The sequence below is a fragment of the Bradyrhizobium sp. USDA 3262 genome, assembly GCF_054060035.1.
Genome location: NZ_JBSSCT010000001.1, coordinates 4,046,186 through 4,060,869 on the forward strand (window position 1 = coordinate 4,046,186; position 14,684 = coordinate 4,060,869).

14 protein-coding genes are annotated in these 14,684 nt (G+C 65.7%); 7 read left to right on the forward strand and 7 right to left on the reverse strand.

Features of this window, described 5'->3' with window-relative positions; all coding sequences use genetic code 11:
* Nucleotides 1-14: 14 nt before the first annotated feature.
* From ACVWYP_RS18540 to ACVWYP_RS18560, 5 genes are all read left to right on the forward strand, one after another.
* On the forward strand, nt 15-1,364 hold the full coding sequence (locus tag ACVWYP_RS18540) for an amidase (RefSeq protein WP_304499321.1): 1,350 nt from the start codon (nt 15-17) through the stop codon (nt 1,362-1,364).
* Nucleotides 1,357-2,043: a DUF2848 domain-containing protein gene (locus tag ACVWYP_RS18545; protein WP_304499322.1), complete on the forward strand. Its 687-nt coding sequence runs from the start codon at nt 1,357-1,359 to the stop codon at nt 2,041-2,043. The genes ACVWYP_RS18540 and ACVWYP_RS18545 overlap by 8 nt, the downstream gene beginning before the upstream one ends.
* A 249-nt stretch (nt 2,044-2,292) precedes the next feature.
* Entirely contained in the window at nt 2,293-3,036 is a 744-nt protein-coding gene (locus ACVWYP_RS18550; RefSeq protein ID WP_304499323.1) for a 2OG-Fe(II) oxygenase, read from the forward strand.
* 13 nt (nt 3,037-3,049) lie between these two features.
* On the forward strand, nt 3,050-3,703 hold the full coding sequence (gene alkB, locus ACVWYP_RS18555) for a DNA oxidative demethylase AlkB (protein ID WP_304499324.1): 654 nt from the start codon (nt 3,050-3,052) through the stop codon (nt 3,701-3,703).
* A gap of 42 nt (nt 3,704-3,745) precedes the next feature.
* The gene (locus ACVWYP_RS18560) at nt 3,746-4,960 is read left to right on the forward strand and encodes an MFS transporter (protein WP_304499325.1); all 1,215 of its coding nucleotides are present in this window, start codon (nt 3,746-3,748) and stop codon (nt 4,958-4,960) included.
* 5 nt (nt 4,961-4,965) lie between these two features.
* On the opposite strand, the gene ACVWYP_RS18565 is transcribed toward ACVWYP_RS18560, so the two are convergent.
* From ACVWYP_RS18565 to hpaH, 6 genes are all read right to left on the reverse strand, one after another.
* The gene (locus tag ACVWYP_RS18565; protein WP_304499326.1) at nt 4,966-6,594 is read right to left on the reverse strand and encodes a thiamine pyrophosphate-dependent enzyme; all 1,629 of its coding nucleotides are present in this window, start codon (nt 6,592-6,594) and stop codon (nt 4,966-4,968) included.
* Between the two features lie 24 nt (nt 6,595-6,618).
* Complete coding sequence (locus ACVWYP_RS18570) at nt 6,619-7,488, reverse strand: fumarylacetoacetate hydrolase family protein (RefSeq protein ID WP_304499327.1); 870 nt, start codon at nt 7,486-7,488, stop codon at nt 6,619-6,621.
* Between the two features lie 176 nt (nt 7,489-7,664).
* Entirely contained in the window at nt 7,665-8,648 is a 984-nt protein-coding gene (gene hpaD / locus ACVWYP_RS18575; protein WP_304499328.1) for a 3,4-dihydroxyphenylacetate 2,3-dioxygenase, read from the reverse strand.
* A gap of 109 nt (nt 8,649-8,757) precedes the next feature.
* On the reverse strand, nt 8,758-10,302 hold the full coding sequence (gene hpaE, locus ACVWYP_RS18580; RefSeq protein WP_453946096.1) for a 5-carboxymethyl-2-hydroxymuconate semialdehyde dehydrogenase: 1,545 nt from the start codon (nt 10,300-10,302) through the stop codon (nt 8,758-8,760).
* Nucleotides 10,295-10,693 carry a 5-carboxymethyl-2-hydroxymuconate Delta-isomerase gene (locus ACVWYP_RS18585; RefSeq protein ID WP_304499329.1) on the reverse strand — a complete coding sequence of 133 codons (399 nt, stop codon included), beginning with the start codon at nt 10,691-10,693 and terminating at the stop codon, nt 10,295-10,297. The genes hpaE and ACVWYP_RS18585 overlap by 8 nt, the downstream gene beginning before the upstream one ends.
* A gap of 21 nt (nt 10,694-10,714) precedes the next feature.
* Nucleotides 10,715-11,521 (reverse strand): 2-oxo-hept-4-ene-1,7-dioate hydratase, encoded by an 807-nt coding sequence (hpaH, locus tag ACVWYP_RS18590; protein ID WP_304499330.1) that lies wholly within the window; start codon nt 11,519-11,521, stop codon nt 10,715-10,717.
* Between the two features lie 110 nt (nt 11,522-11,631).
* On the opposite strand from hpaH, the gene hpaR reads away from it, so the two are divergent.
* Nucleotides 11,632-12,165, forward strand: coding sequence for a homoprotocatechuate degradation operon regulator HpaR (hpaR, locus tag ACVWYP_RS18595; RefSeq protein WP_092083320.1), 534 nt, complete (start codon nt 11,632-11,634; stop codon nt 12,163-12,165).
* Between the two features lie 25 nt (nt 12,166-12,190).
* On the opposite strand, the gene ACVWYP_RS18600 is transcribed toward hpaR, so the two are convergent.
* Complete coding sequence (locus ACVWYP_RS18600) at nt 12,191-13,186, reverse strand: GntR family transcriptional regulator (protein WP_304499331.1); 996 nt, start codon at nt 13,184-13,186, stop codon at nt 12,191-12,193.
* Nucleotides 13,187-13,475: 289 nt separating this feature from the next.
* Here ACVWYP_RS18600 and ACVWYP_RS18605 point away from each other — a divergent pair, with 289 nt between their 5' ends.
* On the forward strand, nt 13,476-14,621 hold the full coding sequence (locus ACVWYP_RS18605; protein WP_028338714.1) for an ABC transporter substrate-binding protein: 1,146 nt from the start codon (nt 13,476-13,478) through the stop codon (nt 14,619-14,621).
* Nucleotides 14,622-14,684: the final 63 nt, after the last annotated feature.

A 14,684-nucleotide genomic window follows, 5' to 3' on the forward strand; every position in this document is an offset into this window, starting at 1 on the left:
GTGAAGTGAAAGCCATGCCCAAGAATCCGACACTCGCCTCCCTTGCCGCCGATCTCGCCAGCGGCACGACCTCTGCCCGCAAGCTCGTCGAGCAGTGCATCGCCAGGATCGCTGATCCCTCAGGCGAGGGCCAGCGCACCTTCATCCATGTCGACCGCGAGGCCGCGCTGGAGGCCGCCGACGCCATGGACCGGCTGCGCAAGGCCAATGCGGCGCCGTCGCCCTTTGCCGGCATCCCGGTCTCGATCAAGGACCTGTTCGATATCAAGGGGCAGGTGACGCGCGCCGGCTCCCGGGCGCTGGAGGATTCGGCACCGGCGGATGTCGATGCGCCGGTGGTGGCGCGGCTCAAGCGCGCCGGCTTCGTCGTGATCGGCCGCACCAACATGACCGAGTTCGCCTATTCCGGCATCGGTATCAATCCGCATTACGGCACCCCGAAGAGCGCCTGGAACCGGAGCGTCGGCCACGTGCCGGGCGGCTCGTCCTCGGGGGCGGCGGTCTCGATCGCCGACGGCATGGCGTTCGGCGCGCTCGGCACCGACACCGGCGGCTCCTGCCGGATTCCGGCCGCCTTCAACGGCATCGTCGGCTACAAGCCGACGCAACGCCGGATTCCGCTCGATGGCGGCGTGCCGCTGTCGTTCACGCTCGACAGCTACGGCCCGCTGGCCAATTCGGTGGCCTGCTGCGCCGCGCTCGACGCGGTGCTCGCCGACCAGCCGGTGACGCCGCTCACGCCGCGCCCGGTCAAGGGCATGCGGCTCGCGGTGCCGACCACGGTCGCGCTCGACGACCTCGATGAGGCCGTCGCGAAAACCTTCGAGCGCGCGCTTGGCGCGCTGTCGCGCGCCGGCGCCTTGATCGATCGCATCGAGGTGCCCGAATTGCTCGATGTCGGCGTCATGAACACCAAGGGCGGCTTTGCCGCCGCCGAAAGCTATGCCTGGCACCGCTTCCTGCTGACCAGCAAGGGCGACATCTACGATCCGCGCGTCGCGGTGCGCATCCAGCGCGGCGAGGGCTTCCCGGCCGCCGACTATATCGATCTGCTCAACGCGCGCCGCTCCTTCATCGCGCGCACCGAGAAGCGGATCGCGCCCTACGATGCGATGGTGCTGCCGACCACGGCCAACCTGCCGCCAACGATCGCCAGCCTCGCCGACGACAAGGCGTTCGCCACCGAGAATTTGCGCGCGCTGCGCAACTGCACGCTGATCAATGTGCTCGACGGCTGCGCGATCTCGCTGCCCGCGCATCGCGAGGGCGAGGCGCCGGTCGGCCTGATGCTCGCCGCCGCGGGCGGTTCGGATCGACGCATTTTCGAGCTCGCTGCCGGAATGGAGACCGCGATCCGTGTTTGATCTCACCTTCAATGTCGACGACAAGGGCGTCGCCACTCCGCTCACGCTGGAAATCAGGCAGGCCGTGATCGCCGGCTGGACCGGCCGCGATCCGGTGGCGCGCGACAAGCACATCGCCGAGCTCGAGGCGCTCGGCATCGCACGGCCCGCGACCACGCCGATCTACTACCGCTGCTCGGCGCGCCGGCTCACCTTCGCCGATGCCATCGAGGTCTGCGGCGAGGATTCGAGCGGCGAGGTCGAGTTCGTGCTGATCGGCTGGCAGGGCCGCATCTTCGTCGGCTGCGGCTCCGACCATACCGACCGCAAGGTCGAGAGCTACAGCGTCACGGTGTCGAAGCAGATGTGCGACAAGCCGATGGCGTCGGAGCTGTGGGAACTCGAGGATGTGATCGATCACTGGGACCAGCTTATCCTGCGCTCCTGGGCGGTGATCGGTGGCCAGCGCGTGCTCTACCAGGAGGGCACGCTCGATCACATGCTGACGGTAAAGGACCTGATCGTGCGCGGCTTCGACCAGGGCGCGCTGCCCGATGGCTGCGCCATGTTCGGCGGCACCTTCGCCGCCAAGGGCGGCATCCGCCCGGCCAGCCGCTTCGAGTTCGAGCTCGAAGACCCGGTGCTGAAGCGGAAGATCAGCCACGGCTACGACGTGGTGACGCTGCCGGTCAGGGGTTGACCTTTCACCGCGCGCCGTTGCGTCAGAGCCGACCGAGACCTCTCCACGCGTCGTCCCTGCGAAAGCAGGGACCCATACGCCGCGGCCTTCGGAAAGGGCACGCGGCCAGACGGCTTTCGAACAACCAGCAGCTGTGGTTATGGGTCCCGGCTTTCGCCGGGACGACACCGCAATTGTGGCGGCGTTCTCGGCATATTTCGATCGGAAATCGGGTGGCGCGGGCCGCGATCAGGGGCCAGATTCCGTCCCATGACAGCAACAGCCAAGACCATCACGCGTCCACCCACCGGCATTCCGGCCCGCGTCGACGCGCTCGACTGGGACCGGATCACGACCGATCTCGACGGGCAGGGCTGCGCCGTCCTCAACGGCTTGCTGACGCCTGAGGAATGCGATGCCATCGCGGCGCTGTATCCCGACGACAGCCGGTTCCGCAGCCGGATCGTGATGGGCCGCCACGGCTTCGGCCGCGGCGAGTACAAATACTTCTCCTATCCGCTGCCGGACCTGATCGCGGAGCTGCGGCCCACGCTCTATTCGCGGCTGACCGCGACAGCCAATCGCTGGAACGAGACGATGGGGATCGAGATCAGCTACCCGCCGTCGCATGCGGCGTTCCTGAAGTGCTGCCACGACGCCGGACAGACGCGGCCGACGCCGCTGCTGCTGCAATATGGCGAAGGCGACTACAACTGCCTGCACCAGGACCTCTATGGCGAGCATGTGTTTCCGATCCAGGTGGCGATCCTGCTGTCGCAGCCGGGGCGCGATTTCAGCGGCGGCGAATTCGTGCTGACCGAGCAGCGGCCGCGGCTGCAGTCGCGGCCCGAGGTGGTGCCGCTGACCAAGGGCGATGCGGTGGCCTTTGCCGTGCATCATCGCCCGGTGCAGGGGACGCGCGGACCGTATCGTGTCAATCTGCGCCACGGCGTCAGCCGGATTCGCTCCGGCCACCGCCACACCGTTGGTGTGATCTTCCACGACGCGAAGTGAGTGCGAGAGAGGCGTGGCCGCTGACCTGTTCGAGACAATTGGCGATGCACGGCCGTCGCGCGAGACGATCGCGGATGGGGCGGTGCTGCTGCGCGGCTTTGTCCGGCCGTTCGAGGCCGAGCTGATCCCGGCATTGCGCGTCATCGTCAAGCAGGCGCCGTTCCGGCATCTGATCACGCCGGGCGGCCACCGCATGTCGGTGGCGATGACCAATTGCGGCAGCCTCGGCTGGGTCTCCGATCCCAGCGGCTATCGCTATGATCCGATCGATCCCGACTCGGGACAAACCTGGCCTGAAATGCCGGAGGTGCTGCGCAGGCTTGCCGTCGGCGCCGCTGATGAAGCCGGCTTCAATGGCTTCGCGCCGCAGGCCTGCCTGATCAATCGCTACGTCCCCGGCGCAAAACTGTCGCTACATCAGGACAAGGACGAACTCGACTACCGCGCACCGATCGTGTCGATCTCGCTCGGGCTACCGGCGATCTTCCTGTTCGGCGGCCTGAAGCGCAGCGATACGCCGCGCCGCTATCGACTCGAACATGGCGACGTTGCGGTGTGGGGCGGCTCGTCACGGTTGTTTTATCACGGCGTGGCACCGCTCGCCGACGGCGAGCACAGCGTGCTCGGCCGCCAGCGCATCAATTTGACCTTCCGCAAGGTGCGCTGACTCCCCCTCCCGCAAATCGGGCCGGTGGTCTAGACTTGGCTCATGACCACCAAGGCCGACCGCGCCGTCAATCGCACCGGCGTCTATCTCGCCGTGCTGCAGCTCGTGTTTACGCTGGGCTGGACCACCTATCTGATCTATCTGCCGAAGCTGTGCGCCGATGTCGGCATCGCGCCGGCGACCGTGATCCTGATCCTGATGATGGATCAGGGCATCTTCACCATCACCGACACTGCGATGGGCATGGCCGCCGACAGGATTTCGAGCCTCGTCGGCCGCCTTGGCGTGTTCGTCGGCATCCTCGCCGCGATCTCCTGCGCCGCCTTCATCGCGCTGCCTTACGTGGCCGGCACCGGGCCGGGTGCGAAGGTCTGGCTGATCGTGTTGATCGTGATCTGGGCCGCGACGTCGTCGGCCTTGCGTGCGCCGCCGCTGACGCTGCTCGGCAAGTATCGTGCGCAACCCTCGGTCCCGTTCCTCGCGGCACTGGCGATGCTGGGTTATGGCATCGCGGGCGCGGTCTCGCCCTATCTTGGCGTCGTGCTGCGCAACCAGGATGCGCGGCTGCCGTTCGTGCTGTCAGGCGCCGTGCTGCTGCTGACCGCGCTGGCCTTCTCAGGGATCGAGCGCCGCATCGCGGCGGAGGCGCAGCCAGCGCGGCTAGCGACCCCGGCCAAGCGGCTCGGCGCGGTGCCGATGTTTTTGATCGGATCGATGGTGCTGCTCTCGCTCGGCTATCAGCTGCACTTCAACATCAACAGCGCGCCGTTCTATTTGCGCTTTGCCAAGCCGGGCGATCTGCAATGGCTGATGCCGGTGTTCTGGATCGGCTTCAACATCGCGATGTTTCCGGCGAGCATTGTCGTCAAGCATCGCGGCGGCCTGATCGTGATGGGCATGGCGGGGCTGCTTGGCGCATTCGCGATCGTCGCCGCGGAGATCGCCGGAAGCCTCAATGGCCTGATCGTGGCGCAATTCATGGCGGGGGCCGCCTGGGGCTGCATGCTGATGAGCGCGGTGTCGGCGGCGCTTGCGATCGGAGAGACCGGCGCGGAAGGCAAGGTCACCGGCCTCGTCTTCTCGGCGCTGGCGCTTGCGACCTTTGCGCGGATGGCGGCGGTCGCGGGCGGCCTGCAGAAGATGCCGGACTATGCGCCGCTGGTGCACTGGGCGCCGGTAGCCTGCTGGTCGGTCGCCGGCGCCGGCCTGCTCGTGATCGCCGCGTCACGGCTGCAACGCGGCGCGAAAGCCGCCTAGCTAGACTAGTTGTTCCGCGCCGGGTGGATGAACGCCCAGGGGCTGACTTCCGAATCCGTCGGCACTTCCACCGAGATTACGTAAGGCCCGCCGTCGGCCAGCGCCTTCTCCAGCACGGGGCGGAAGTGATCGGGCGAGGTGACGCGCGCGGCGCCGACGCCGAAGGATTCTGCAAGCTTCACGAAATCCGGATTCACCAGGTCGGAGGCGACGACGCGGCCGTCGAAGCGCTCGCGCTGGTCGCGGCGGACATTGCCATAGGCGTTGTTGTTGAAGACGAGCGTCACCACGCCGATCTTGAACTGCACCGCGGTGGCGAGTTCCTGCACGCCGAACATGAAGCCGCCGTCGCCTGATATCGCGACCACCGGCTTGTCCGGGTTGGCGACCTTGGCGCCGAGCGCGGTCGGGAAGCCCGAGCCGAGCGTGCCCTGATAGCCCGAGGTGACGAAGGTTCGCGGCTCGTAGATCGGAAAGCCGTACCAGGAGGCGAAACCGACCTGCGACAGCTCGTCGGTGACGATGGCGTTGGCCGGCAGCACCTCGCGCAGGATCTTCAGATAGGCCATCTGGGGCTGGATGCGCTGGATCTCTTGCTCCGTCGCGGCCGTTGCCTCGCGGATCGCGGCGCGGCGGCCGGAGGTCTTGCGGTAGCCCACCTTGCGCACGGCGGCGACGAGATCGGCGGTGCCGGCCCTGGCGTCCGCGATCACACCAGCATCGGCCGGCCAGCGCCGCAGCTCGATGGGATCGATGTCGATGCGCACGCATTTCAGTCCGGCCGGCTGATAGGGCCAGCGCGACATCGTCGGCAGCTCGAGGCGCGTGCCGATGCCGATCATCAGATCGGTCTTCGGCCAAAGCTTGTAGGCCGAAGCCATGGTGAGCCCGAGTTCATGCGCGTTGGAGACGATGCCGCGGCCGCTGCGGAATGCGACGACCGGTGCGTCGATCATCTCGGCCAATTCGAGAATCTCCTCGCGCGCCTCGATGGCGCCGCTGCCGACGAAGATCATCGGCGCCTTGCTGCCGGCGATCAGGTCGGCGGCGGCCTTGATGCGGTCCGGATCGGGCTGCGGCGCCGGCAACGGATCGAACGGGTTGACGGGAGCGACCTGAGTGCGCTGGGTGAAGACATCCCACGGCATCTCCAGCGAAGCCGGGCCGCGCCGGCCCGACAGCATCTCCTGGAACGCGCGCGACACCAGCGCGGGCGCGTTATCAGGATATTCGATCCGGTCGGCCCATTTCACGAAGGTGCGCAGCGTCGCGAGCTGGTCAGGCATCTCGTGCAGGTGGCCGCGGCCCTTGCCCAGGAACTGCGTCGGCACCTGACCGGTCAGGCACAGCACCGGCTCGTTGCAGCCGAATGCGGTGAGCAGCGCCGCCGAGGCGTTGAGCACGCCCGGGCCGGGCACCACGCTGAACACGCCGGGCTTGCCGCTGGAGCGGGCATAGCCGAACGCCATGTAGCCGCAGGCCTGCTCATGCCGGGCGCCGATCACCTTGAGCTGGGCCTGGTGGAACGCATCGAACAGGCCATAGATCTGCGCGCCGGGCAGGCCGAACACGGTGTCGACGCCGTGGGCGACGAGGCCGTTGACGATCGCTTCGCCGCCGGATGTTGAGGTCATGGCACTGTCCACTTGCTGGTGAGGTTAGGTAGCTTCGTCGACGACGCTATTGCGCAGAATGCCGACGCCTTCGGCCTCGACCTCGACGACATCGCCGGGCTTCAGATAGCGCGGCGGATCGAACCGCGCACCTGCGCCGGTCGGGGTGCCCGTGACGATGATGTCGCCGGGAACCAGCGTCGTGAAGGTCGAGATGTAGTTGATGAGGTAGCGAAAGCCGAAGATCAAGCGCGAGGTGCGGTCGTCCTGGCGGGTCTCGCCATTCACCCGCGTGGTCAGGTGGATATCGGCGATCTGTGCTTCGCTGGTATAGGGCACGATCCACGGGCCGAGACTGCCGGTGGAATCGAAGTTCTTGCCCTGGGTGACGTTGAACTTGGCGTGGCGCACCCAGTCGCGGATGGTGCCTTCGTTGCAGAGCGTGATCGCGGCGATGTGATCGAGCGCGGCGCTCTCCGCGATGTGCCGGCCGGCCTTGCCGATCACCAGCACCAGTTCGCCCTCATAGTCGAGCTGCGGCGAGATGCGCGGCCGCACCACCGGCGTGTTGTGGCCGACGAAGGAACGCGGCACCCGCAGAAACATGCTGGGATACTTCGGCGCGTCCGAGCCGTCCTTGTATTCGGCATTGCGGTCCGGGTAGTTGACGCCGATGCAGATGATCTTTTCCGGCGCCGGGATCGGCGGCTGCCACGCGACTGCGTCGAGCGCATGGTCGGGCGCGCGCCTGGCGGCATCCTCCACGAGCCTGCTCAGCGCGCTGGCGGCGATTGCTTCGCGTAGCGTCGGATAGTCCTTGAAGCGCGACGAGAGGTCGACGATGCCGGTGTCGGTGACGGCGCCATAGCTGGTGGCGCCGTTGACGGAATAGGTGGCGAGGCGAGGGGCTGACATCGGCGATCCATTCATTGCTGTCGTCCCGGCCTAGTGCGCAGTTGCGCACGGGGGCCGGGACCCATACGCCGCGGCCATCGGAATGGGTACGCGGCCAGACATTCTTTCGGCAACCCTATTCGGTGGTTATGGATCCCGGCTTTCGCCGGGACGACGAGGGGATGGAATCTTGTTCACTAGTCCGCAACCAGCACGTCGGCGACGAAGCGCGGCTCGCGCACCGCCTGGCCGGCGAAGGTCGAGCCTTCCTCGAACCAGGAGCGCGGCGCCGGCGCGCCCCACAGCGTCTGGCGGCGCGGATCGCGCAGCGACCAGCGCAGCGGCTCATGGTCGTGATCGCCGGTGAAATAGTCGCTGGTGTAGAGCTCGATGCGGTGGCCGTCGGGGTCGCGGATGTAGAGGAAGAAGGCGTTGGAGATGCCGTGCCGGCCAGGGCCGCGCTCGATGTTCTTGAGGAAGCCGGAGGAGGCCATCACGTCGCAGAGATGCACGATGTTCATCGCTGTCGGCACCCAATAGGCGATGTGGTGCAGGCGCGGGCCACGGCCGTTGGTGATGGCGAAGTCGTGGACGTTGCCCTTGCGGTGCATCCAGGCGGCTGCGATGCGGCCGTTGTCGCCGTCCTCCTCGGCATATTCGGTGAGGCGGAAGCCGAGCCGGGCGTAGAAATCGACAGTGTCCTGCACCTCGGCGGCGAACACGTTGAAATGGTCGAGCCGCTGCGGATGGCAGCCCTTGTAGAGATCGTAGCGCCGCAGCAGATGCGGGCGCTTCTCCATCGTGGTGTAAAGCTCGATCTGGAAGCCGAACGGATCGGTGAATTGCAGCGTGCGGCCCTGGAACGGCTGGTCGACGAAAGCGTAGGTGATGCCGTTTTCGGAGAAGAAGGTCGCCGCCTTGTCGAGGTCGCCGTCATTGCCGACCTTGAAGCCAAGCCGGTTGCAGGCCGCCTTCGCTGCCTTGCGCAGCACCACCGAGTGATGCTGGTGCTCCTCGCTGGCGCGCAGATACACCGACTTGTCGTCGCGGTCCTCGATGTGGAGGCCGACCGTCTTCTCGTAGAAGGCGGCGCTCTTGTCGAGATCCGTGACGTCGAGCACGGCATGGCTGCAGCGGATGATATTGAACGGCGGATCGAAAACATGCGTCGGAACGGGCATCGGTGTTTCCTCAATTTGTGTCCGTCATTCCGGGATAGTTCGAAGGACCAGACCCGGAATCTCGAGGTTCCGGGTTCGGCGCTACGCGCCGCCCCGGAACGACGTGCAATCAAATTCCCAGTTTCTGAATCTTGTGCGTCCCGCGCGCGAGCGAGACGTGCTTGGTTTCCATGTAGAAGTCGAACGAGTAGTCGCCGCCGTCGCGGCCGATGCCGGAGGCTTTCATGCCGCCGAACGGGGTCGGCAGATGGCGGACGTTTTCCGAGTTGAGCCAGATCATGCCGGCTTCCAGTGCATCGGCGACGCGGAGCGCGCGGCCCATCTCGCCGGTCCAAACATAGCCGGTCAGGCCGTATTGCACGCCATTGGCGATCTCTATCGCCTCGGCCTCGTTCTTGAACGGGATCACGGTCAGGAACGGACCAAACACTTCTTCCTGCGCGACGCGCATCTTTGCGCTCGCGCCGGTGACCAGCGTCGGCTGCACATAGTGACCACCGCCGGGGCCGTCGTGCGGCTTGCCGCCGACCGCGATCGTCGCACCGTCGTTCTTGGCGACGTCGAAATAGCTGCACACCTTGGCGAGATGCCGCTCATGGATCAGCGGCCCGATCTCGGTGGCGGGATCGAGGGGGTGACCGACCTTGAGCGCCTTCACGCGAGCGGTCAGCTTCTCGATGAATTTGTCGGCGATGCCTTGTTGAACCAGCAAGCGGCTCGACGACGTGCAGCGCTCGCCGTTGAGCGAGTAGATCATGAACACGACGGCGTCGAGCGCGCGGTCGAGGTCGGCGTCGTCGAACACGATCACCGGGTTCTTGCCGCCGAGCTCGAAATGCACCCGCTTCAGGGTCGGCGCGCCCTGCGCCATGATCGCCGAGCCCGTCGAGCTCTCGCCGACGAAGCCGATCGCCTTGATCGCGGGGTGCTCGGTCAGCGCCTTGCCGGCATCCTCGCCGAAGCCGTGCACGGTGTTGAGCACGCCGTCGGGGATGCCGGCCTGTTTTGCGAGTTTGACCAGCAGATCGGCGGTCACCGGCGACCATTCCGCCGGCTTGTGCACCACCGTGCAACCCGCGGCGAGGGCGGGTGCGATCTTCCAGGTCGAGAGCATGAACGGCGTGTTCCACGGCGTGATCACGCCGACCGGGCCGATCGGCACGCGGGTCGAGATGTTCCAGTGCTCTTCCGAGGGCGTGTTGAGGCCGTCGCGGGCCTCGCCGCATTTGTCGGCGAAGAAGCGGAAATTCTCCGCGGCGCGGATCGCGGCCTTGGCAATGAAGCGGTGCGCCTGGCCGGTGTCGATGCATTCGAGCACGGCGATGTCGTCAGCGCGCGCCTCGATCGCATCGGCGACGCGATGCAGCAGCTTGCGGCGCTGCGCCGCCGGCATGTCGCGCCAGGCCTTGAAGGCCTTGGACGCAGCGGTCGCAGCACGGTCGATATCCTCGGCATTGCCGCGCGCGACCGTCGCCAGCACCGTGCCGTCGATCGGCGATTTCGTCTCGAAAGTCTGCCCGGAGGCCGCAGGCACGATCTTGCCGTCGATCACATGGCCGATGCCTTCGGCTTTCAGCTTTGCAAGCAGCGGGCCGGCGCGATCGCGGTTGGCCTGGAATGCGTCGGCTGACGATTTCGGGGCGGCTTTATCCATTGACCGTCTCCACCTTCAGTGCGTCGTGGATGTTGTTGCGTTTCCAGCTGGTGTCCTTGTCGTTGATCTGCATGTCGAACGACAATGCGAATTTGCTGTTGGCGAAGACCGGATCGAGATGGGCCGACAGCGCCTTGAAGATGTGCTCGCCGGCCTTCTTGCGGGTGGCGAGATCACGGCCTTCGCCGAGCCGCAGCACCATGTCGAGGAAGCCGTAATTCTTGCGGCCGTCGGCGATCGCATAATGCTCGCATCTGACGGCGCGGACGCGGATGCCGCCGAGCGGGAAGATGCCGGTCTCGACCGCGGCCCTGCGGACCAGTTCGACCGTCGCGCCCATGTCGACGAGATCGTCGAGATTGGCGGAGTATTCAAGCGTGAAATGCGGCATGCAGCGCTCCTGCTGAAGGCGTCAGGCGAAGTAGCAGCTTACGGAACCGTACGGTCCGTAGTCGGCCTGGATGGTGTCGCCCTTGCGGGTCTCGATCGGACGGATGAAGGAGCCCGCCAGCACGACCTGGCCGACCTCGAGCGCCAGTCCGTTCGGCGCGATCTTGTTGGCGAGCCACGCCACCGCGGTCGCCGGATGATTCAACACGCCGGCAGCCAGACCGGTTTCCTCGAGCTGGCCATTTCGGAAGCACAGCGCGCCGATCCAGCGCAGGTCGGCTTCCAACGGGCGGATCGGCCGGCCGCCGAGCACGATACCGGCATTGGCGGCGTTGTCGGCGATGGTGTCGAAGATCTTCCGCGTCGTCTTGGTCTCGGGATCGACGCGCTCGACCCTGGTATCCAGGATCTCCAGCGCCGGTACCACGAAATCGGTGGCGTTCAGCACATCGAACAGCGTGCAGTTCGGCCCGGCCAGACGATGCTTCATCACGAAGGCAAGCTCGGCCTCGACGCGGGTGGCGATGAAGCGGTCGCTTGGCACCAGGCCGCCATCGGCGAAGAACATGTCGTCGAGCAGGATTCCGGAATCGGGCTCGTCGATATTGAGCGCGCTCTGCATCGCCTTCGAGGTCAGGCCGATCTTGTGGCCCTTGACGACGCGGCCCTGCGCCACCTTCATCTCGACCCAGGCCTTCTGAATCGCGTAGGCGTCTTCGAGGGTGATGCGGGGGTATTCCAGAGAGAGCTGGCGGATTTGCTTACGGGTCTTTTCCGCGCCGTCGAGCCGTTCGGCGGCAGCGCGGATATCGTCCTTGGAGAGGGCCATGCGTGCTACACAAAAGTGGATGTCGGGAGATGATTAACATGTTAAGTGAATTCCCGCAAACTGAATCAAGGCATGTTGCAACGCAAAATTTCGTTGCGCAGGATTAGGTAATGGCGCGCAAAAATTCGAACGACATTCGGCCGGGGCAGGGCGACGACGCGGCGGCGCGACGGACCCCGATGCGCGAGTTCTCGCGCTCGCTGCCGATGTCGCTGCTCCGCGCGCGCGAGGCGGTGATGCGGCAATTCCGACCGTCGCTGCGCAATCACGGGCTGACCGAGCAGCAATGGCGGATCCTGCGCGCGCTCACCGCGGTCGACGAGATCGAGGTCACCGAGCTCGCCCGCATGGCGTTTCTGCTCGGCCCGAGCCTGTCGCGAATCCTTCGCGATCTCGAGGGCCGCGCGTTGATCGAGCGCAAGGCGGCTGAGAACGACGCGCGGCGCGCGGTGGTCTCGATCTCCGCCAAGGGGTTGAAGCTGATCGAGGCGGTGGCGCCGACGTCGGAGACGATCTATGCCGAGATCACCCGGCGCTTCGGGGCGCGCAAGCTTGCCGAATTGCAGGAGATGCTGGGCGCGCTCGAAGCGAGCCTGGCCGGAATGGGCTCGGCCGATGACGCCGAGGTCGAGGCTGACGAGTAGTTGCGATGATGCGCGGCATTCGCGCTCAGGTCATGTAGGGTACGCGCGAAATCACGTTGATGGCGCGGAATTCGGCAATCCAGCCCGCGACCTTCGAGTGGGACCATTCGATATGGCGGCGCAAGATGGCTGCCGCCGCGTCGCCGTCACGCGTGCGCAAAGCCTCGATGATCACCAGATGCTCGTCCATGAAGGAATCGATCTGCGGCGCGGTCAGGGCGACCTGAATGTGCTTGCCGATCACGAACGCGCAGTGGGTGCGCTTGAGGGCTTCGATCATCTCGCGATTGGCGCCGTAACCCAGGCAGCGGATATGGAGGTCGCCTTCGATCTCATCGAGTTCGCCGACGCCGACGCGGTCGCGATACTGGATTCCCTCGCGCAGCCGCTCCGCCATCCGGTCGAGCAGGGCGGCAGGAATCGTTGCCGTCGCGGATTTAAGGAGCAGCGGCTCGAGCGTTGCGCGCACCTCGAAGATGTCGCGGAGGCGGTCCTCGTCCAACGGCACCACGTACCAGTGCGCCTTGGCGCCTTTCTCGAGGATGCCGATCGCCTGCGCACGTAACAGCAGGTTGCGCGCCACCGTGCGCCCCACCCGGAAATGCCGCGCCAATGCGAGCTCGCTGACGCGGAAGCGTCCGAACAGCGACCGGTAAATGATCTCACGTTCGAGCTTGTAGTAGAGAGTATCCCAGGCGTCGCTGCGCACGGCGTCGACGGGGCCGTCGGTCAGCCCAAACATTTCCGGCGTGATCGGGACGCGCCGAGGGTCGACCTTGCGCTTGCCGGCGATGACGCCGCGACCGTCGAACCGGCGCACCAGGCCGATATGCTCGAGCTGTTCGAAAGCCTGCCGCACCGGAGAGCGGCTGGAGCCGAACAAGGTCGCGATCGCCGATTCGGAAAGAACCGTGCCAGGTGGCACGTCACCGGCGCGGATGTGCTTTGCCAATGCGCTCTTGATCAGCGCGTAGGCCGGCTGCTTCCGTCTGGTCTGCGATTTCGCTCTTGGAATCGACATCGATGACTGCCCGCCGGTCACACTAACACGTGATCGCGCCACGGTCGTTGGTAGCAGGCATTTACGCACCGCTGCCAGCGAACTTTTGGCTATTGCGTGCAATGTGCAATCATGGTTAGCTACGTCAAACGCCAGATCGATGGTCGTCGTTGCACGTCTTGTGCGCTGCAGCGGTGCTGATGTTTGTTCGCCGCGCCGTTCAATGGCTGCGGATAGGGCAGCAGATTGACGCGTCAGCTCGTTTCAACGCAGCCGACATGCAAGCTCGGCGCACCACAGGGAGGATTGAATGAAACTGACGAGGCGTGAGTTTTCCGCCGGCTTGGCGGCAGGTCTCGCTGCACCCGCGCTAATGCGCAGCGCTTGGGCGCAGGGTGCGACGATCAAGATCGGCATGTGCGTGCCGGTGACCGGACCGGCGGCGGAGCAGGGGCTGTGGGCCCAGAACGGCGCCAAGCTGGCGCTGGCTGCGGTCAACAAGGCCGGCGGCGTGCTCGGCAAGCAGGTCGAGCTCGTCATCGAGGACGATCAGACCACCAATCCGGGCATCGTGCTGGCGTTCTCCAAGCTCGCCGCTCAATCCGACATCGTCGCCTTCCTTGGCTCGATCCGTTCGACTCAGGTGCAGGCGATGGCGCCCGACGTGATCAAGGTCGGCAAGCCGGTGATGATCGGCGGCACCAATCCCGACCTCACCCATTCCGGCAATCCCTGGCTGTTCCGCTTCCGCCCGAACGACAATTACTCCGGCCGCGTGATCGCCGACTTCGGCGTCAACACGCTCGGCAAGAAGAAATGGGCGATCGTCCATTCCACCGACGCCTTCGGCACTGCGGGGGGCAAGGCGCTCACCGAAGCGCTGACCAAGCTCGGCGCGCCGCCGGTGCTCGACCAGGGTTATGCCAACCAGAGCCAGGACTTCACGCCGGTCGTGCTGGCCGTGAAGCAGTCCGGCGCTGACGTGCTCGGCACCTACTTCACCTTTGAGAACGATCTCGGCATCTTTGCCCGGCAGCTGCGTCAGCTCGGCGTAAATATTCCCTGGGTCGGCTCGCCCTCGGTGGTGGCGGTCTCCTCGACCAAGCTCGCCGGTCCCGCGCTGTTCAACACCTACGGCGTCGCCGACTTCGCCGAGGACTCGAGCGATGCCGCGAAGGCGTTCGGCAAGGCCTATCGCGATGCCTACAAGACCGCGCCCGACAACCAGAGCGCCTGGCCCTATGATGCGATCACCATCCTGTCGGCGGCGATCAACAAGGCGGGCTCGACCGATCCGAACAAGGTCCGCGACGCCATCCTTGCGACGCAGAAATTCGCCGGCGCCGAGGGTGAATACAATTTCGACAAGAACGGCGACGGTCTGCACGGCTACAACGTCGTGAAGAACGACAAGGGCAAGATCGTCTACGACAAGCATATCGACTTCAACGATTGATAGCGGTTCGGCCTCTCCGGGCCATCTCGGAGAGGCCGTTCGTCCGCGATACAAATCTCAGAT